The organism is Pediococcus sp. M21F004, assembly GCF_051122535.1.
GTDB lineage: Bacteria > Bacillota > Bacilli > Lactobacillales > Lactobacillaceae > Pediococcus > Pediococcus inopinatus.
This window is the reverse complement of record NZ_CP177314.1, coordinates 1137088-1157839: the sequence shown is the minus strand read 5'-3', so window position 1 is coordinate 1157839 and position 20752 is coordinate 1137088. Positions and strand designations below refer to the sequence as shown.

At 37.3% G+C, this 20752-nt stretch carries 16 protein-coding genes; 10 read left to right on the top strand and 6 right to left on the bottom strand.

Annotated features, from left to right (window positions below; translation table 11 throughout):
* Positions 1-217: 217 nt before the first annotated feature.
* Positions 218-1390 (bottom strand): IS256 family transposase, encoded by a 1173-nt coding sequence (locus ACLHK8_RS06045; RefSeq protein ID WP_434520228.1) that lies wholly within the window; start codon positions 1388-1390, stop codon positions 218-220.
* 196 nt (positions 1391-1586) lie between these two features.
* Here ACLHK8_RS06045 and ACLHK8_RS06040 point away from each other — a divergent pair, with 196 nt between their 5' ends.
* From ACLHK8_RS06040 to ACLHK8_RS06015, 6 genes are all read left to right on the top strand, one after another.
* Positions 1587-3521 (top strand): BglG family transcription antiterminator, encoded by a 1935-nt coding sequence (locus tag ACLHK8_RS06040; protein ID WP_063697292.1) that lies wholly within the window; start codon positions 1587-1589, stop codon positions 3519-3521.
* 4 nt (positions 3522-3525) lie between these two features.
* Positions 3526-3981: a PTS sugar transporter subunit IIA gene (locus ACLHK8_RS06035; RefSeq protein ID WP_063697290.1), complete on the top strand. Its 456-nt coding sequence runs from the start codon at positions 3526-3528 to the stop codon at positions 3979-3981.
* A 2-nt stretch (positions 3982-3983) separates the two neighbouring features.
* Positions 3984-4304: a PTS fructose transporter subunit IIB gene (locus ACLHK8_RS06030; RefSeq protein ID WP_063697288.1), complete on the top strand. Its 321-nt coding sequence runs from the start codon at positions 3984-3986 to the stop codon at positions 4302-4304.
* A gap of 13 nt (positions 4305-4317) precedes the next feature.
* On the top strand, positions 4318-5442 hold the full coding sequence (locus tag ACLHK8_RS06025) for a PTS fructose transporter subunit IIC (RefSeq protein ID WP_063697285.1): 1125 nt from the start codon (positions 4318-4320) through the stop codon (positions 5440-5442).
* A 2-nt stretch (positions 5443-5444) separates the two neighbouring features.
* The gene (locus ACLHK8_RS06020; RefSeq protein WP_320531972.1) at positions 5445-8072 is read left to right on the top strand and encodes a glycoside hydrolase family 38 C-terminal domain-containing protein; all 2628 of its coding nucleotides are present in this window, start codon (positions 5445-5447) and stop codon (positions 8070-8072) included.
* A gap of 66 nt (positions 8073-8138) precedes the next feature.
* The gene (locus ACLHK8_RS06015; protein WP_197460021.1) at positions 8139-9005 is read left to right on the top strand and encodes a GRP family sugar transporter; all 867 of its coding nucleotides are present in this window, start codon (positions 8139-8141) and stop codon (positions 9003-9005) included.
* Positions 9006-9246: 241 nt separating this feature from the next.
* Here the strand turns inward: ACLHK8_RS06015 and ACLHK8_RS06010 are convergent, their stop codons facing one another.
* The 4 genes from ACLHK8_RS06010 to ACLHK8_RS05995 all read right to left on the bottom strand — a co-directional run bounded on the left by ACLHK8_RS06010 (position 9247) and on the right by ACLHK8_RS05995 (position 12141).
* Positions 9247-9597, bottom strand: coding sequence for a DNA/RNA helicase domain-containing protein (locus ACLHK8_RS06010; RefSeq protein ID WP_434520227.1), 351 nt, complete (start codon positions 9595-9597; stop codon positions 9247-9249).
* Positions 9594-10952: a DNA/RNA helicase domain-containing protein gene (locus ACLHK8_RS06005; RefSeq protein ID WP_434520226.1), complete on the bottom strand. Its 1359-nt coding sequence runs from the start codon at positions 10950-10952 to the stop codon at positions 9594-9596. Before ACLHK8_RS06005 ends, ACLHK8_RS06010 begins: the two co-directional genes overlap by 4 nt.
* An 8-nt stretch (positions 10953-10960) precedes the next feature.
* Positions 10961-11269: a nucleotide pyrophosphohydrolase gene (locus tag ACLHK8_RS06000; RefSeq protein ID WP_063697277.1), complete on the bottom strand. Its 309-nt coding sequence runs from the start codon at positions 11267-11269 to the stop codon at positions 10961-10963.
* Positions 11270-11352: 83 nt separating this feature from the next.
* Positions 11353-12141, bottom strand: a complete 789-nt coding sequence (locus ACLHK8_RS05995; protein WP_057774748.1) for a hypothetical protein — start codon at positions 12139-12141, stop codon at positions 11353-11355.
* 484 nt (positions 12142-12625) lie between these two features.
* Between ACLHK8_RS05995 and ACLHK8_RS05990 the strand changes: the two genes are divergently transcribed.
* The 4 genes from ACLHK8_RS05990 (at position 12626) to sstT (ending at position 18348) form a co-directional block, all read left to right on the top strand.
* Positions 12626-14461 carry a PTS beta-glucoside transporter subunit IIBCA gene (locus ACLHK8_RS05990; RefSeq protein WP_063697275.1) on the top strand — a complete coding sequence of 612 codons (1836 nt, stop codon included), beginning with the start codon at positions 12626-12628 and terminating at the stop codon, positions 14459-14461.
* Positions 14462-15913 (top strand): glycoside hydrolase family 1 protein, encoded by a 1452-nt coding sequence (locus ACLHK8_RS05985; protein ID WP_063697273.1) that lies wholly within the window; start codon positions 14462-14464, stop codon positions 15911-15913. It begins immediately after the preceding gene.
* 26 nt (positions 15914-15939) lie between these two features.
* Positions 15940-16770, top strand: coding sequence for a PRD domain-containing protein (locus ACLHK8_RS05980; RefSeq protein ID WP_063697271.1), 831 nt, complete (start codon positions 15940-15942; stop codon positions 16768-16770).
* A 270-nt stretch (positions 16771-17040) separates the two neighbouring features.
* A complete protein-coding gene (sstT, locus tag ACLHK8_RS05975) occupies positions 17041-18348 on the top strand; it encodes a serine/threonine transporter SstT (RefSeq protein WP_063697269.1) in 1308 nt (435 codons plus the stop codon).
* Positions 18349-18399: 51 nt separating this feature from the next.
* Here the strand turns inward: sstT and helD are convergent, their stop codons facing one another.
* Positions 18400-20706: an RNA polymerase recycling motor HelD gene (gene helD / locus ACLHK8_RS05970; protein ID WP_063697267.1), complete on the bottom strand. Its 2307-nt coding sequence runs from the start codon at positions 20704-20706 to the stop codon at positions 18400-18402.
* Positions 20707-20752 lie beyond the last annotated feature (46 nt).

Genomic DNA, 20752 nt, shown 5'->3' with positions numbered 1-20752 from the left:
AGTTTCTGTAGTGATATGAAAATTGTAACAACTTATTATGTAAGCAAATTGAAAACTTATGATTTAGAATCTATGAAGAAGATATCTGAAAATTAGATATCTTTTTTATATACTCATTTTTTAATAGAGATAATTGAATGCACCTTCTGAAGGACATGTCCGTAGTAATGAGAGTGTCAAATTTTATGTGTAAATGAAAAAGCCTCTCACTTTTGAACTAAAACATTGATTCTAAAGTGTCTTGAACTAGGTTGAACCCTTTATGTGTTCGTCGCCCAAATTTGTCATTGTAATCAAGAATTACAGTCATTAAGGTTCTTTCCAAAGATTCTTCGTTGTGAAATTGTTCACGTTTCTTTGTTTGTCGCTTAAATTTTTTGTTAAATGATTCGATAAGATTGGTACTATAAATACTAGACCGGATAGCCGGTGGAAAATTAAAAAATACCAGTAATTTCTGGTTCTTTAATAAAGCTTGCGTAACTTTGGGATATCTTTTGCGCCAATGGTCAACAAAGTTGGCTAAGCTGTGCTCAGCCATTCGTTTATTGGTTGCTTGATGAATTAACTTAAAATCATTTAACACAGCTTTACGGTCATGAACCCGTACATGATGCGAAATATTACGACTTACATGAACTAGGCATTGCTGAATAACGGCGTTGGGATAATATTTACCAACGGCAGTTTCGAGGCCAACCAATCCATCGGCCACAAAAAGTAAGGTTTGTTGTACGCCACGATCCTTCAAATCAGCTAATACTTCAGACCACACAGAACTAGATTCTGTCGGAGCTATCTTGTAAGACAGCACTTCCTTATGACCATTAGGTTGAATGCCAATTGCAATATGAACTGCTTCTTTGGCAACTGTGTCACGTCGCAAGGGAAGATATGTGGCATCTAAATAAACGACAGCGTACCGTTCTGATAACGTTCGATTCTTGAAAGCTTCAACTTGTTCGTTAACTACCTTAGTTAGATTGGAAACTGTCTGTGGCGTGTAATAGGAACCATACATTTTTTCCATCAGATCGGCGATCTCATGAGTGGTAATTCCCTTTTGATAAAGCTGAATGATGGTTTGTTCTAACTGGTCTGTTCGTCGTTGATAGGCTGGTAATGTGTGGTTAACAAATTCTCCGTTTCGATCACGGGGAATCATAAGATTCAATTCGCCATATTTTGTATTAAAGGTTCTCGTGTAGTGGCCATTACGAGAATTTCCTGAATTGAAGCCATTCCTATCATAGGGCTCATAACCTAAAAATGCAGAAAGTTCATTTTGTAATAGCTCATTAACGGCCGTTTCTAGTTGATCTTTGAAAATAATATCTAGATCCTGACGCTGCGCTAGTGCTGTGACGATTTCTTTGGTAAACTGATTCATGGGGAAGTCTCCTGTGATGTTTGTTTAGACGCTAACTATCATAAGGGAGAGGCTTCCCTTTTTCAATGAATCATTTACACATAATTATTTAAACACTCGTAGTAATCAATACTTCAACATTAATCTGGTAGTCACAGACATTGTAAGCGCTTAATAATAATATATACTGATATTGTAGGGATGAGGAGGTGAAATCATGGATAACTTAAACGCTCGCCAATTTGAACTTGTTAAATTTTTGTTGAATATTCGTCGTTCCACAGCAGGAGAATTGGCAAAAAAGGTAGGTGTCTCTGAAAAAACAATATATAGTGATTTGCAGGTTATCAAATCAGTACTACAAAGATACGGTGTCACTATTGAAAAACAACCAAGAATTGGAATAACTGTTAAAGGAAGATCAGAGGATCCTCAATCTGTCATTAACGAAATTTCAAAAGAACATGCTTTGCCAGATAGCGATCAAGACAGAGTAACTTACATTCTGACTCGATTACTAAAATTGAATAATTATATTACGGTTGAGCATTTAGCACAGGAATTATTTATTAGTTCAAAAACTATTGAGCGTAATTTACACCAGTTAGAGTTACAGGTTGCAGACTACGGAGTGACATTAGATCGACATCCTAAAAGAGGAATTCGCCTAATAGCTAGTGAAACACAAAAACGAAAAATTTTATTTCAGATCCTAAATTCGTTTTGGGGTGATCGGTGGGTTATCAAGCATGGTAAGTCAGGACAAGTAATGAGCTATCAACAGATTACAGATAGTTCACTTATATCAAGCAAGCTTGCAGGGCAATTAATTGAAATTGTAAGTAAATTTGCAGAAGAACAGGAAATTAAAATTTCAGATTACGCCTTTCAATCATTAGTTATTCACTTAGCCATTGCTGTACAAAGAGTACAAGACGGAAATGCCATTTCAAAAAGTCTACAAGGTTTTGAAAAATTAGGTGATCTGCAAAGAAATAATGCAATTATATTAGCAAAGTTAATCCAAGAAAGATTGAAAGTTTCCTTGCCAGACAAAGAAATTAGTTATATTCAATTACATTTGATTGCGGCAACATCAGGTGGGATAAATTTAGCATTACGTAGTACAAAATCTCCAGTGAAAGAAAGATTAAAAATTTTGTTAAGAGATTTTGGCATGGATGAAGAATTATTGACTGGACTAGCTCTTCATCTTGAATCAGCGTTGAAGAGGCTACAAGTTGGTGCGACAATTAGTAATCCTTATACTGGAACAATTAAACAGAACTACACTCAGGCGTTTGACGAAGCTTTAAAAATATCAAAGAGCTATGAGCAGCATGAAAAAATCAAAATGAATGATGATGAAGTAGCTTACTTAGCCATTTATTTAGAGGCGTTTCTTGAAAGACAACGGACAGATGTCAATCGATTAAGAGTAGCCATAGTTTGCAGCACAGGATTAGGTTCTGCACAATTGTTAGCAGCAAAGGTTCGGAAAGAATTTCCAAACTTAAAAATAAATGGTGTTTGGTCAGTTCAAGATCTACAACATAATTCTTTGGATAATATTGATTTGATTATCAGCACAATTCAAATAAAAATAGCGAATATACCTACTGTTATGGTTTCCCCGTTACTAGAAGATGGAGAACTAAAATCGATTGAAAATATTGTAAATAAATCTAAAGCCTCACAAAAGAATTTAAAGTCTGAATTTAAAAAAATGATTACTCAGAAATTAGTTTTTGCAAATAAGTCTTTTGAGAACTGGCAGGATGCTGTTAGATTTATTGGTAATCATTTAATTTCAAATGGGTATGCAACTTCAGGTGTTATTGAAAGTGCAATTCAGCGAGAAGATCTTTCATACACAAGCTTTGGAAGTTATGCAGTTCCACATGCAAATCCAGATTTAGTACAAAAACCAGCAATAGCCGTTTGTACATTAAAAAAGCCGGTTAGTTGGGGAAAAGAGAAAATTTCAATTGTGTTTTTTATTGCAATGACCAAAAGTTTGGGCCAGGAACAGATTGATAATATATTTGATGAGTTTTATGAGCTGGTGAGCAATAAGCGTTCGTTGGAACGGTTAATTGATAGTTCCTCAGATGATGAATTACTCAACAAATTGAATGACAAGGAGAGATGAAAAAATGGCAGTTTCAAAAATTGTGCAACCTAAATTAGTTAAATTTAATTTGGTGGCGAATAGCCGAGATGCGGTTATTGACCAACTGGCAGATGTATATTTAGAAAATGGTGTAATTTCAGACAAACAAAAGTATATTGAAGCTGTAAATGAACGCGAAGTCGAAGGGACCACTGGGATTGGTGGAGGAATTGCAATTCCTCATGGTAAGGCAGAAACAGTAACAAAATCAGCTGTTGCTATTGCAAAGTTGGCGCATCCCGTTGAGTGGAATGCATTAGATGATAAACCAGTTAGCTATGTATTTTTACTTGCAATTCCCGATGATGGTGATAATGAACATTTAAAATTATTGTCAGAACTGGCAAGTACTCTGATGGACGATGATGTTCGCGAAAAGTTAGAATCAGCAAGTTCAAAAGAAGATTTAGAAAAAATATTTATGGAAAGAGGAAATTAATTATGGCAAGAAAATTATTAGCAGTTACAGCTTGTGCAACAGGTGTGGCACATACGTATATGGCAGAAAAAGCATTAATTAAAACAGCTAAAAAGATGGGAGTCTTAATTAAGGTTGAAACTCAAGGAGCAACGGGAATTGGAAACAAGTTAACAGATAAAGATGTTCAAATAGGCGAAGCTGTAATTTTTGCAACAGATACTAAAGTAAGAGATTCCGATCGATTTGAAGGCAAAAAAATTATGCAAATCAATGTAAGCGATCCCATCAAGAATGCAGAAAAAGTGATTAATGATGCTTTGAAATTAGCCGATCAAAAATAAGGAGCTGATTAGAATGAGTTGGAAAAAATTTGGTAAAACTTTAGAACAACATATTATGACTGGTATATCTTATATGATTCCAGTTGTAATTTCTGGAGCTGTGTTAATGGCAATTAGTCGTGTTGGTGCGTCATTTTTTGGAATTTCGGATATTTGGGATCCAAAATGGGCTAAAAGTGCCAATATGATTATTAGGTTTTTGAATGTCGATGATGGCTGGGGTGGTATTGCATTGGGGCTAATGTTCCCTATTATTTCTGCCTATATTGCATATTCTATTGCAGATAAAGGTGGTATTGCACCTGGTATTATTGGTGGATTATTGGTAGCTAATATGAACGCTGGATTCTTAGGTGCGTTGGCTTCTGGACTTATTGCTGGGTATACGGTTAAGTTCTTAATTGATCATATTCATCTTCCAGAGGCTGCTAAGTCAGTCTTGCCAGTATTTATTGTTCCGGTAGTTGGGGCTTTTGTAACGCTGTTTCTAATTCAGTATGTAATTGGGATTCCGTTTGCCAGCATTAATACTGGTTTGGCTGCCTGGTTAAAAGGTATGACAGGAACAAACAGAGTATTATTAGCAGCAATTGTAGGTGGAATGGTTGGATTTGATTTAGGCGGTCCAGTTAATAAAGCCGCAGTTACTACTGCAATGGCACTTATAACAAGTGGTGTTTACGATCCAAATACTGCGGCTCAGGTGGCTATTATTATTCCACCTCTAGGATTAGGTTTAGCAACAGTTCTTGGAAAACGCAAATTTAATAGTGAGTTGCGAGAGGCTGGGAATGCGTCATTAGTAATGGGATTAATTGGTGTTAGTGAAGGAGCAATTCCGTTTGCCGTTGAGTCTCCTTTGAAGGTTATTCCAGCAAACGTTATTGGATCCGCTGTCGGAAGTGCCATTGCAGTTGGTTTTGGCGCTGTAAACCGTGCTCCAATCTCAGGATTTTATGGTTGGTTCGCTGTTGAAAAATGGTGGGTTTATATTATTGCTATCGTAGTAGGGACGCTGATTGTTACTGGTTTAACTTTGTTATTCCGTAAAGATATTAAAGAGGAACCAGAACAAGTAGAAGAAACACAAAGTAGTAGTGATGATGCATACTTTTCAGAGGACCAATGGGAGAATTAGTTATGACTTCTAAGAAAAAAACAACAGTTTATCTTGTTAATCACACTCATTGGGATAGAGAATGGTATTTTTCAGGGCAAGATTCATTAGTTCTCAGTGATGTGTTATTTACAAATGCTATCCAAGAGTTAGAAAAGCATCCTAAAATGTCATTTACATTAGATGGACAACTATCGATTTTTGAGGATTATCTCAATATTCGACCTGAAATGACAGGAAGAGTTAAGCAGCTGGTTACTACTGGTCAATTAAAAATAGGGCCATGGTATACGCAACCAGATGCGTTACATGTTAAGGGTGAATCTTTATTAAGAAATGGCATAGTTGGTCGTCTAGAAGCAAATAAGATTGGTCCCACGATGAAAGTGGGTTACTTGCCAGATACTTTTGGGTTTAATAGTCAACTACCTGTAATTCTTAACGATCTCGGCTTAGATAACTTTGTTTTTTGGCGAGGAATTAACCCCCAAAAAACTGGTGGCTTTTATTTCAATTGGCAGAGTCTAAGTAAATCTAAATCTGTGATTGCCATTGATATGCCACAGGGTTATGGAACAGGCATGCTATTAGAGTCATCTCATAAATATGTGGATGATCGATTGGATCCCGCTGTAGAATTTATTGAGAAAAATTCACCGGCAGAAACACCTGATGTTTTAATTCCAACAGGAAATGATCAAATGGATATTATTCATGACTTTGAGAAAAAGGTCGCTCAGATAAATCAACTGGGAAAATATAATTATCAAATAAGTACGTATTCTGATTTTATTAATAAAATTAAAACCATTGAACGACCTGATTATGTTGGTGAATTTATTGATCCAGTGTTTGCTCGGATTCATCGGAGCTGTGGTTCCAGTCGAATGAATATCAAGTTAGCTGCTAGTCATTTAGAAAAAAAACTGATCCATGAGGTTGAGCCCTTAATGGTCATTGGCAAACATTGTGGGATTAATCTTAGTAATGGAGTATTGGTGGCAGCCTGGAAAAAGCTTTTGAAGAGCCAAGCGCATGACAGTCTTGCTGGAAGTGTGGTTGATTCCGTGGCTATCGATATCTTACAGAGACTCAAAGAAGGCGAAGAGATTGCAGATAGTATTATTAATACTATTCAACGATTAATAAGTAAAAATTTGGATTTATCAGAACACCAAATTTTGATGATTAATCCGTTACCAACACAAGTCTCTGAATTTCAGAAAGTTCAGGTAATATCTGCAGATAAGAATATTACTTTCGAGAATGTGAAATCTGTTTATCAAATGCATCAAGAATTTGTAGAAAAGCGGGAAAATGTTTTGGAAGAAGTATCGGGTGGTGAGCAATATATTACGGAACCTGGGTATTACATTACTGATTATCTTGTAAAAGTGACGTTGCCAGCTTTGGGGTATAAAATCTTGAATTTCCACAAAGAAAATAAAAATGTGCTAAACCTGAAGAATAAATTAGGAACAAGCATTAGAAACAAAAGTATGGAAGTTGCGTTTGACGGACAAAGTTTGAACTTGGCTTTGTCAAATGGAACAAACGTCAAAGACTTTCTATTCCTAGAAGACAGAGGGAATGCTGGTGACACTTACGATTTTTCACCGCTTTTAAAGGATCATAAAATAAAATTGGCATTTTCTTCTGCTTCTGTGCAAACGGTTGGCGATATCCAACAACTTATTCTAGACGGAAGTACTGAATTACCATACTCATTAGAAGATCGAAAAGCAAAAAAATTTAACATTAAATTTAGTTATACGGTTAAAGTGACACTGAGCTCAACCGATAGAATAAAGATTCAAATTGATTTTGATAATAACGTTGCTGATCATCAATTAACCTTAGGAATTAAAACAGGAATTGAGGAACCTGCACGAGCCTCAGTGCCATTTGGATATCTAACGCGACAGTCAACAGAAATTAAGAATTGGGAGGACAAGTTTGCAGAACGGCCAATAAATTATTGGACTTTTGATGATAATGTGTCAGTTTATAGTCATTTATCATATAGTATGTCGGTTTTTTCAAATGATGTAAAAGAGTATCGGCAAAATGACGATAAATTGTTATTTACACTACTTGCCACAACAAGCCAACTCGGAAAACCTAATTTAGTTAATCGCCCTGGCAGAGCCTCAGGAGATACAACAAAAGTGGGACATCCGTTGATTGCAACTCCTGATGCTGAGTTGTTTCAAAAATTTCAATTTAAATTTGATGTTTGTGTGAATGATAGTTTTAACGAGCTTGCAGTTGCTAAACAGTCTGACGAAATAGCCAGTCCAGCGATTAGCTATCAAGTTCAAAGCTTAAATTTGTTTAAGAACCGTTTGGACAATAAATTACAGGACGGACTGGCTCCAGATGGAAACTTGGATATGACACTGAGTTTATTAGATGCGCCTAAGAATTTGATTGTTAGTGCATGCTATCCTGATTATTTTGACGATAGCGCAATTATTGTACGGTTATCAAATCCTACTGGATCATCTGTAGAATTTAAAGCGCCACTGAATAGTGTTGCGGTGAACTCCTTAGACGAGGAAATAGAATTTGAAGGCAAGATTGCACCTTATGATATTCTTACCTTAAAAGTTGCTAGTACGAAAGATTTATTTAGTTTTACAGAGGAATAATGTAAATTTGTTGAAATGTCGTTTGTGACAATTGTGCACAGACGATATTTTTTTGAGGTGTTTAAATTGTTAGCTATATTTATAGGATTAATCCCAGCTCTGATTTGGGGCATTACGCCTACTATTTTATTTTATGTTAAAGGGAAGGCGACGGAACAATTACTCGGAACTACTATGGGAACACTGATAGTAGCTATACTTGTTTTTATGTGTTTTAGACCAAGCATAAGCCCACATGTAATGCTATTTAGCTTGCTTTCTGGTATTTTCTGGAGTGTCGGACAGTATGGCCAATATTGGGCTTATCAAAGGATTGGTATTAGTAAAACATTTCCGATATCAACAGGATTACAAATTATTGGGAACACGTTAATCGGTGGATTGCTTTTAGGAGAATGGCATACAGGGAATCAATTAAAATATGGATTTTTAGGCATTCTTTTAATAATATTTGGTCTGACGGTGGGAAATCTGGTTCAGCGTAATAAAATGGCGGAGAAACAAACAGCGCATAAAAAGGATTACTTGATATTAGTTTTGACCACAATCGGTTATTGGGGCTACTCAGCTTTTCCAAAACTTGCTTCTAAGGGAAGTCCAGTAGAAATTTTGTTGTTCCAAGCAATTGGGATGGTTTTGATGGCCTGTTTGTTAGTTAAAGGTTTAGATAAAAGCAGAAATGTAAATTGGTTGCGAATACGTTCTAATACTGGTGTTGGTATGCTATTTGGTGTTGCTGCTGGAACTTATCTTGTTTCGATGTCAATGAATGGCCTCGTTAACGCTTTTCTTCTATCACAGATGAATATGATCATTGCAACACTACTTGGTATATTTTGGCTTAAAGAACACACAGCAGTTGGTAACTTACGGACTTTTATGGGGCTTGGACTAATTTTGGGAGGTAGCGTGGTTGTTATAATGCTGGCTTAGTATATTGGGTATTAAAGAAAAGCTACATTTTTACAAAGGAAAGTGAGCATACAACATTTTGCCGTTGTATGCTTTTTTAGACAACAAAAAATCACATTTCATTATAAAATGTGATTGCAGCCGGCTATCAGTTTACAAACGCAAACTGTCCTCACAAGCCTATAGATAGATTATCAAATAAGCTTTGTTTGGTCAATAATAAAGTTATGAAATCTATAATTTTATTTAAGTCATATTATAATTAATGGTTGCTACCTAAACTAACCAGTTTCTTACGAAGCTTTTCATCTTCAGCAAATATATACAATCCATGAATGCCACGTTTCATCAAAACATTAATAGAATTAAGGATAATTTGTCGTTTGGCTTCTTCACGATTGGGAAGATCATGCCGGCCACGAAAAGCATCTGTATCTTTATATTTATCTGTTAGGATTTTAACCTTGTCAGCTTCTTCGTCATATGAAACAGAAGGACCAAGGATTACGCCAACGTAGTTTAAATCTGCACCTTGAATAGTGTAAATAGAACCAGCTTCGTTAATTGTGTCATCTCGTTCAGCCCATGAATCATTGTCATTAGTTGTGTTCAAGGTAGCTCTAAAGCACCTGCTTGCACTTTATAAGTAGCCGAATTTTCACCAATTTTATCTTTTTTAGGGATGTGATATTCGTAATCAAATGTAGAAACAACTCGGGAAAGTTTATATTCCGAGTTTTTCTTTTTAATTTCTTTAAACATTTCGTTGCCATCATTAAAAATCCTAAAGTCGTAGTGTTTACCTTGTTCAAATGTTTTTGGAAAATCATCAATTTGGCAATCCACAAAATCATTTATCCAATTTATGACACTTGGGCCGGCATTAATACGGAACTGTTCTGTTAAATCGAAACTACTGCTCTTATACATTTTTTTGTACAGTTCCAAATCATCTACATTCCAGTAACTTTTTAATTTAAGAAATTGTTTTGGATCGAAGAAAAGGATGGTGACCTTGCTACGTTTGATTACTTCAGAAAGCTGATTCTGGTAGTCAAAGTTGTTGTATTTATCCTTAGAAGTCAAAAGAAGATGTGCCTCATCAACTAATGTAACGTCCGCAATTTTGTGTTTTCCTTTATCTACATCATTAATAAAAGAAGTTGGCTTAAGAATATGATTTTTAGATAGATTTTTAAGATGCTTCGCTAAATGATGATATTGCTTGAGCATTTCTTGATGATTGACCAATAAATAATTATCAGTTTCATAGAGTGAGTCATCTTTACTATTTTTATTACGTGAAATATTTTGTATTTCATTGTAAATAGAGCTTAGAACAACGCTTTTACCAACTCCAGCTTCACCCTTAACTATATAAATAGCGTGTTTTTTGTCGGTTTGATACTCTGTAAGCCATTTCTGTGAATTCTCTATTATTTTTTCTTTTAGAGTTAGCTGACTACTAGACAGAGATTTAAACGGTGAGATCTTATACACGTCGCTATTCTCAAGATAATCGATAGATTCGGTTACAAGCTTACGTTTTCTAAGGTCGTTCCATAGATCTTTCAATACAACATCGTCATAGTAACTTTTCTGATAATAGTCATTAGTGGATAATATTTTTGTTTGTTTAGTATTATAAAGATCAAAATTGTCAGCTAAAAATAAGTTAATTAAACGTGTCTCTAAATTAACCGTCGCAGATTTATTAAATTCTTCTTCACCAATTACGAGCATATGTTGAAGCGCGTTGAATTGATGATCATCTTTGAGATGTTGTTTTGTCCGTCGTACGATTGAATTAGTTTCACCAATGTAAGCTTTTTTTATCTTGGCTAAACTGTAAATAACATATAAAACTGGAAATTTGCTGATAAAGTGATCATTTTTATCGTTTCCGCTATAAAGCTGTTTTTCAAATGAATCATTATACGTAGTTTCTATCATATGTAACTTTGTCATGGTTTCACCTAGTCATCAAAATTCCATTTACGATTATTGTTCACATTCAATTTGCTTTGAATAATATCGTACGGATTAACCCCAAGTTTATCACACATATAAAATGCATAAATTAGAGTGTCTGCCAGTTCATCTTCAAGGTGCTTTTGTTCCTCATCCGATAATTTATGGTCAGTTTTCTTCCATTGGAAAATTTCTAAAACTTCACTGGCTTCTAAGTTCAATGATAAAGCCAAATCTTTTAGATTATGATATTTTTTCCAACCACGGTCATCACGAAAATTAATTATTTCTTTGTGTATTTGTTCGTAATCCATGCCAATCATCTCCAGTTATAATAATTCTTACTTGTATTATAAACGAAAATATGTGGCTGTGTTGTTTAACCTACGATTTTGGACTACAGCATTCCGCGTTCCTTCAGCATCTCATTATAAAAATATTCCATATCATCGAGTCTGATCCGTTCTTCCGGATTCATGGTTTTACAAACCTGAAATAGAATTCGCATCAAAATTTCACGACAATTTTGGTATTCCGTTTCTGGTAACTCTGCGGTTTTAGGGATGCGTGTAAAGAGATAACTATTAGCTTGAGGTGCCACAAATTCGGTTGTAAATTGGTTGCCAAGAAATTTAGCTAAACTTACTTGGAAATCATAGTATTTGCGGACAGTCGTCAGTTTTCGTTCTAAATGTTTTAAATCAATTCTGACGTTTAAACGGAGGCCCTCGTCAAATAGTAAATAGAGGCGTTTGGCATCATCCACATCTTGATAAGCGTCCTTCAAGTGATGGACCGCGATCCAATTGGTTGAAGCATAAGTGGCACCACTAGTTGGCACGAATTGAACGTTTCCCAATACATAAGGCCAGCACCGTTTAACTTCAAGTTGGCGTCCCATTTCTTGCATTAACATAAAGTTGGCTTCTTTAGAGCGAGCAAAGCTATTTATCAACTGTTTGGTTGATTTCTTCGTTTTGTGAAGACCGCGATGAGCATCAAAAACGATGCTGTTATAGTCGGTGTCCCAGTGTGAGGTGTCATGAATGTAATAAGTCGTGGTTTCACAAATCTCTGTTCGATCAATTGTTTGCGCATTATCCGCGATTTCTTGAAACCGACTGATCGTTCTTCTTTCAACAACCTCGTGCAACTCATTTAACTTCTCCAAGTGTACTGTATCCATCTAAATAACTCCCCCGTATATTCAATAACTAATTTTTGATACTTTTAAGAGTGTACCAGAAATTAAATTTTTGTATACCCTGATAAGTTGCATGTAAAGCGGGTAAATTACCCATTTTAAATGGGAATTTAGGACCCTTTATGAGTAAGTAGCATATATTCAAACGCACCTTTACGTGTAAAACAATTTCTTAAGATTTTTATTTGGTAAAAATCTCCTTTAAAAAGTATAAAATTGAACTATAAAAAAGTTGATATTTTTTAATTTTATTTGTAATTCTTGCGTACTTTGACTGGTTTTAATATTTTTTTGAAAAATTTACAGTTGACAAGCAAAAAGAAAACGGTTACAGTAAACACATAAATAAAATAAATATATATAGACATGTGACTGGTAATGCAGGCAGGATCTAACAAGATATGGACATTAGTCCGTAACTTTTAGGTCCTGTTTTTTTGTTTATATCATACGAGGAGGAATTACAATGGATTTCAAGAAGAGTGCAAAAGAAATAATTGAAAAAGTTGGTGGAGCTGGTAATGTCGCTAGCTTGATTCACTGTTCAACACGGCTGCGCTTCAGCTTAAATGATTTTGATAAAGCTGATTTAGATGGCTTAAAGAAAATTGATGGTGTGCTTGGTGCCGTGATTGCTGGAGGACAATGCCAAGTAATTATTGGTAACGACGTGGTTGAGATGTACGATGCCACACAAGAATTTTTAGGCGATGGCAAGGGAACCGGCAAGGCAAAAAAACAATCGATTGGCCAAATTGTATTAGATTTTATTATTGGCGTCTTCCAACCCTTAGTGCCTGCAATCGCTGGAGGCGGAATTTTAAAGTCAGTTCTGATGCTGATTGTGATGTTTGGATGGATGAGCGACAAGAGTTCAACATACCAAATTCTTAATTTAATTGGTGGCGCGCCACTTTATTTATTACCACTTTTGGTAGCGATTACAGCTGCTCAAAAATTAAATGTTAATCCACTCGTGGCAGTATCTACGGTAGGTGTGTTGATCTTACCAGATATGGCGACGATGTTGGAAAAAGGTACAAGCTTGTTCGGAATGCATGTTTTGAATGTGACATACAGTTCTCAGGTTTTTCCAGCAATTTTAAGTATTTTATTATATGCGGTTATGGAGCGCTTCTTTACGAAGTATTCACCAAAACCAATCAGAATTTTCTTCGTACCCATGATGTCAATGCTGATTACAGCCCCTTTAACTTTATTATTCTTAGGACCTTTAGGATATGTCATTGGACAGTACTTTGTTGCAGCAATTTTATTCTTAAATGTGCACTTAGGCTGGGTTGCAACTGCCTTGTTAGCAGCTGCATTACCATTTATGGTAGCTACAGGGATGCATAAACCAATGATTCCTTACGTGGTTGCAACATTTAGTACAGTTGGTAAAGAAACATTATATCTACCAGCATCATTAGCCCATAATATTTCTGAAAGTGGAACTTGTTTTGCGATTGCACTACGGACAAATGATACACGGATGAGGGCTACAGCAATCTCGGCCGGAATTTCAGCATTGTTTGGAATTACAGAACCTGCTTTGTATGGAGTTACGTTACAGCATAAGCGTGCTTTAAGCAGTGTGATTATCGGAAGTTTGGTTGGTGGTACTTATGTTGGGATTACTGGGTTAGCTGGTTTTACAATCGTGGGACCGGGGCTAGCAAGTTTACCAATGTTTGTAGACAAGAGTAATCCAATGAATATTGTAAATGCTATGATCGGTTTCGGAATTTCGTTTGCAGTTTCCTTTGTAGCTAGTTTGCTTCTTTGGAAAAACGAAAAAGTATCAGATAAGAAAGTAGATACGACAAAAGTTAATATTGCCAAAGAAGATTTAGATGCACCTGTTGCCGGTCAAGTAATGTCATTGTCACACGTTCCGGACGATGTCTTTTCACAAGGCTTATTAGGTAAAGGGATTGCCGTTACACCTACTGAAGGAAAGCTAGTGGCACCAACTTCTGGAACAATTCAAATGGTTTACGAAACAAAACACGCGTTAGGAATGACAACTGATGCCGGGGCAGAATTGCTCTTCCATATTGGTTTGGACACGGTACAATTAAAAGGTAAATACTTTGATGTGCAGGTTAAAGTTGGTGATCATGTTGAAAAAGGTGATCTTCTTGAGACGTTTGATTTGGATAAAATTAAAGAGGCTGGCTATAACCCAGTAACCATGATGGTTGTAACTAATCAGGACCATTATGCAGTTGATGTAGATGAAACTGAAACCACTGAACCACATGCTGTGATGAATATTTCAAAATTGGAGGCTAACTAAATGGGATTAAGAAAAGATTTTTTATGGGGTGGCGCTATTGCTGCTAATCAAGTTGAGGGTGCTTGGAATGTTGATGGTAAAGGGCCTTCAGTTGCCGATGTAGCAACGTACAAACCTGATGTAAATATTAAGGACTACAAGAAGCAAGTTCAAATCTCAAAAGAGAGCATCGCACAAGCGTTGACAACTGATGACACGACCTATTATCCTAAACGCAGAGGAATTGACTTTTATCATCGTTATCCAGAAGACATGCAATTATTTGCTGAGATGGGTTTTAAGACTTTACGAATTTCAATTGCCTGGACACGTTTATTTCCAACGGGTGAGGAAACTGAGCCTAATCAAGCGGGAGTTGATTTTTATAAGTCTGTTTTCAAAGAGATGCATAAATACAATATTGAGCCTTTAGTAACACTGTCCCATTATGAAATGCCCCTAGCACTCGCACAAAAATATAACGGTTGGACAGACCGACGCGTGATTGATTTATTTGTGAAGTTCTGTCGGGTTTGTTTCACAGCGTATCGAGATGACGTAAAATACTGGCTGACCTTCAATGAGATCGATAGTGTGACACGCCATCCATTCACTTCAGCAGGAATTATTCCAGATCAGTCGGATAATCTACTACAAGATGAATATCAAGCATTCCATCATCAATTTGTGGCGTCGGCTTTAGTTACTAAATTGTGTCATGAAATCATTCCAGGGAGTCAAGTTGGGTGTATGCTTACCAAGTTAACGGATTACGCTAATTCTGCTGATCCGCGAGACGTTTTGGCCTCGTTCAATAAGAATACTATGAATTATTTTGCAGCGGACGTACAAGTGTTTGGACGTTATCCTGCGCTAGTATTAAATTATTTCAAAGAAAATAATCTACACATAAAAATGGCAGATGGTGATTTAGAGATTTTGGCTGCTAATACAGTTGACTTTGTGTCGTTTAGTTACTACATGTCGATGGTTTCTGCATATGATGAGAATAACTTAACTTTGACTAGTGGCAACACCGTGGTCGGCGGAAAGAATCCGTTCCTGAAATCAACCGATTGGGGCTGGACAGTTGACCCAGTTGGACTCCGAATTTCGTTATTACAGCTTTACGATCGTTATCACAAGCCCCTGTTCATCGTTGAAAATGGAATGGGTGCGCAAGATGAGTTAACAAGTGATGGTAAAATTCACGATGATTATCGGATTGATTATTTCCGGAGCCATTTTGAAGAAATGATTAAAGCAGTCGATGCTGGCGTGGATTTGATGGGATATACAAGTTGGGCGCCAATTGACCTGGTTAGTGCTTCGACTTCGCAAATGTCTAAGCGCTATGGTTTTATTTATGTAGATGAAGATGATTTGGGTCAGGGTACTTTTAATCGTTATAAGAAAGACTCATTTGCATGGTATCAGAAAGTTATTCGTTCTAATGGAACGGATTTAGCCTAATAATTTTAGGAAGTGGGGTGACTGTAATGCAAATCAAAAAAGTGCTTAATTCTAGTGTGGTCTTGGCAGTAGATGAAAAGCAAAAGGAATTTATCTTGCTTGGGAAAGGTATCGGATATGGAAAACGACCCGGAGCCAAAGTAACCGATGAATCTTTTGATCAAGTTTTTATGCCAGTTAACGATGCTGGTGTTGAGCGTTTTTTGACGATGATTGCAGAATCCTCTCCTGAATTAATTGATATTACCCAGCAAATTATTAATTATGCGAAAACAAATTTAAATGCCAAACTTAGTGATGCGCTATATGTATCACTGCTGGATCATGTGAAGTTTGCATTGGAACGATTCCAACAAGGAATTACGATTACTAATCGGGTATATTGGGAAATAAAATCTTATTATGCGGCTGAGTTTGGTGTAGGTAAGTATGCTGTTAAGTTAATGAATGAACAGTTGAAAACTGATTTTTCTGAACAAGAAGCCGCCAATATTGCCGCACATGTGATTAACGCTGAAAATGGCACTGATGAACGGAAAGATGCTTTGAAGGCGGGGCAAATAATTGGACGGATCGTTAATATTATCAAGTATCAGTCACAAGGAGAGCTTGATGAAGACAGTCCAAACTACCAACGTTGCGTGGTTCATGTGAAGTTTTTGGTTGAACGTGCAATTGCCGGAAAATTACTAGATGATGCAGATCCAGCGATGGTAGCGATAGTTGAAAGTCAAAACGAACGTGCCTATCGAATCGCTAAGAAAATATCGGAGTACATTGATATTAAGTTTGGACATGGATTACCTGACGAAGAAGTTATGCTGATGGCCATGCAGATTCAACGAATACTGAAGTAAAATACAATTTTAAAATGTTCCTTATGACTAGTTTTGGATCTACAGTAATCCCTTCATGGTTCTCAGATGAAATAATATAATTCATCTGACAACCATGAAGGGATTTTTCTGTGTCTAGATCTAGATGCAAAGCCAGCGTAAAACTGGAGATGATGATTGCTCAAAAGTGATGTTTTTGTGAGAAAAATTAAAAATAAATTAAAAAATGTTTCTTTTTATCATATATTCCGATATACTAGGTCATAACTAAAAAGAATGGATGTGAAACTTATGTGGGATAAATTTACTAGCATTTCGCTGATTAAGCGAATTTTGATTGGAATTATCGTTGGTGCAGTTCTAGGAGTGGGGGTCCCACACTTGACCTGGATCACGATCCTTGGTGATCTTTTTGTCAATTCACTAAAAGCAATTGCCCCATTGTTAGTTTTTCTGTTAATTCTGTCTTCAATGGCCAAACACGAAAAGGGTTCGAAAACCCACATGCGATCAATTGTCGTTCTGTACTTAGTGGCAACATTGGTGGCCGCCGTGGTAGCAGTTGGCGCCAGCTACCTATTTCCAGTTGAAATCCTTTTGCCAAAAGTATCAGATGCAACCACCGCTGTACCTAAAAGCATTGCGACTGTGCTGAAAGGTGTCCTTAACAATGCGATTGAAAATCCCGTCAAAGCCCTAGTAGAGGGTCAATACTTGGCAATTCTAGTCTGGGCAAGTTTGATTGGTGTTGGCTTGCGAGCGGCCAGCAAACAAACGAAACAGGTTGTCAATGAACTTTCGAATGCAGTGACAGGTGTGGTTCAGTTAATTATTCAGCTGGCACCATTTGGGATTATCGGCCTCGTTTTTACGTCAGTTTCAGAATCTGGGCTCGTCGGTTTGGCAAAATATGGCCAGCTAGTCTTATTGGTAGTGGGTTCGATGATGTTTGTTTCGCTGATTGTCTACCCAGCAATGGTGTGGTTGATGACCCATCAAAATCCTTATCCGTTAACGTTCTTTACGCTCCGTGAAAGTGGCATTCCAGCATTCTTTACACGAAGTTCTGCCGTGAACATTCCAATTAACATGGATCTTAGTCGGCGTCTGGGATTAAGCAAGAAAACTTATGCCATTTCGATTCCACTGGGAGCTTCTGCAAATAGTGGCGGCGCAGCAATGACCATCTCGATTATGACTTTAGCGACAACGCACACCCTCGGAATGGAAGTCTCGTTTCCATTGGCATTCCTGCTTTGTTTACTATCCGCCATTTCGGCAACTGGTGCTTCAGGAATTGCAGGAGGATCGTTACTTCTAATCCCTATGGCTTGTAGCCTGTTTGGCATTTCGAATGACATTGCGATGCAAGTCGTCGGAGTTGGTTTCATCATTGGTGTGATTCAAGATTCAGTTGAAACGGCCGTTAACTCTGCTAGTGATTTACTTTTTACAGCCACTGCAGAGTTCGCAGATCTACGCCGTGCCGGGACACCAGTCAACATTAGCGAACGTGTTCGGCAGGCCAAAAAGAATGAGTCTTCAACACGAGATGATGACCAAATGGATATTCAATCAGTTGAAAATGAAGCAGATTAGTAAACAAAATAGGCATCCAAACGCTTTTTAAGAGCGGCTGGATGCCTATTTTTATTGAATCTGAACAAGTTTATCTTCTCCAGTCACCGCTTCTTGCACAAGTGGCGAAACTGGGCCGATACTCAACAGAGTCAATTCATGCATGGCCCGGGATGCCATGGTGTAGATGATTCCGGTTGAACTCGCATCAGGATAGTTATTTTCACAGATGTTGTAGGCAATTACAGAATCAAATTCTAGCCCCTTAGCCAGGTAAATAGGCATGATCAAGACACCTTTGGGCAAAGCTAAGTCGGCATCGGTCAGTAAATGAGCCTGGGTATCTTGGTGAATTTGTTCAAATACTTGGCGACTTTCTGCCACATTGCGCGTCAAGATTGCCACAGTGCCATAGGTTTGTAATTGTTTTTTACAGAGTTTGATGAGTGTCTCGCGACTTTCTGTGAAGTTGTCACGAACCAAAATTGTTGGTAAACTCCCATCACGACTAAATGCTTGAATCTGATCTCCGTCTGGTAGCAACGATTTGGCAAAATTTGTAATTGGAAAAGTCGATCGATAGCTTCGATTCAGAGTGATTAAATTAGCTCGGCGAACGGCGAAAGCTTCCTTTAAATTGTCCAACAATTGTTGAGGGGCTTCCACATTTTTGAAAAGGGCTTGTTCACTGTCACCAAGTAATGTGAATTTGGCGTTTGGAAAGGCATGTTTAAAGTAAATCATCTGGGCAAGTGAGTAATCCTGCATTTCATCCACAAAAATATGTTGGATTTGGCGATTACGACCTCCACCAGTGATCAAATCACGCATTAAAAGCAACGGAGCGGCGTCTACTAAACGTAGGCGGTGAAATTCAATGGCCTGTTGAAAGGCGAAACAATGTGTTTGCCAATCATCAGCTGAGATTTCTTTAGGTAGCTTAATCTGTTTTAAAAACTGCGTGAACTGGGTATAAGGATCAACGAAGTAATTGTTGTAGAGTGCATCGTAAACGACCTGAAAGTATTTGGAGACGATTTTTTTACCGATGTAATGAATTTCATCATCGTAGCTTTCAAAGTCATGAAGCTTTTTGGTGCCAGTTAAGTCGTTATATTGCTCATTACTTAAGTGATCAATTTGTTCGTGAACCCAATCAGCATTGGCTTCTTGATCAATACGATTTTTCAATCGTTTGATGAGGGTATTTTTGGTTTTTAAAAACCGGTCAGCAGGTGACATGGTCAAAGGCAATTGCTGGTAGATTTTGCGAATCTCATCGGCAGTAAAAAATGGCTTTTCTTTAAATAAGACATTAGAAAACTGAATATCCTCTGCAGTGAGATTGGCCACATAATCAGTGATTAGCTGCATGAATTCGGCGCTTTCTTCAAAGGCGTTGATTGTTTGTTGGGCTTCAGAACGACGGTCATCTTTTTCGTAACGGTCAAATAAAGATTCGACGTTTAACCCTTGGAAACGCTGGGACAAAAAGTCGGCGAGGGTAATCTGCCGCATATTATGTTCGCCTAAGCTTGGTAAAACATCAGAAATGTAGCGACTGTACAATCGGTTAGGTGAGAACAGCACAATTTCTTCTGCATCCAGTGATTGGCGACTGTGATATAACAAAAATGCTATTCGCTGAAGGATAGCAGAAGTTTTTCCACTGCCGGCCACGCCTTGAACCACGAGTAAATCGCTAGTTGTATCGCGAATAATATCGTTTTGTTCTTTTTGAATGGTCGCCACAATGTTGGCCATATACGTGTCGTTTTGTTGGCCAAGGACCTCTTGCAAGATTTCATCGCCAACGGTTTCGTTCGTATCAAACAAGTTCTCGATTTCACCGTTTTGAATTGAAAATTGGCGTTTCTTTATTAAATCGGTGGTCATTTTACCGGCAGGTGCTTGATAGGAAACCTTACCGAGACTGCCGTTGTAATAAACACTGGAAATAGGAGCTCGCCAGTCATAAATGAGAAAATTTTCGTGTTCATCGGTAAATGAAGCAGTTCCGATATAAAGGGTTTCTGGTTCGGATTCGTCCGGATCCTGAATATCAATGCGTCCAAAGTAGGGAGACTTTTGCAGTTGTTTATAGGTCGCAACTTGGCGATTGAGAATCGTTTCATTTTCAACGGCACTGGCAACCAGGCCCTTTTGCTGTTGAACTTCCGCATTAGTTTCAATTCGGTCATCGGCTTCGAAGGTGTTGATTTTGGCATTTTGAGAATAGTTACCTTCGACGGAACGTCTTTCGTTGTGAGCTTGATTATAGAGTTTTTGAGTGTGATCGGCTTGCTTGCCAATTTTTTTAATGATGTCATCAACGCGGTGTTGCTCGCGTTGGAATTCTTCTGGATCAACAGTGCTCATAGCGTGACTCCTTAGTGAAAAGCATTTAAATGTGTAAGTATCTTAG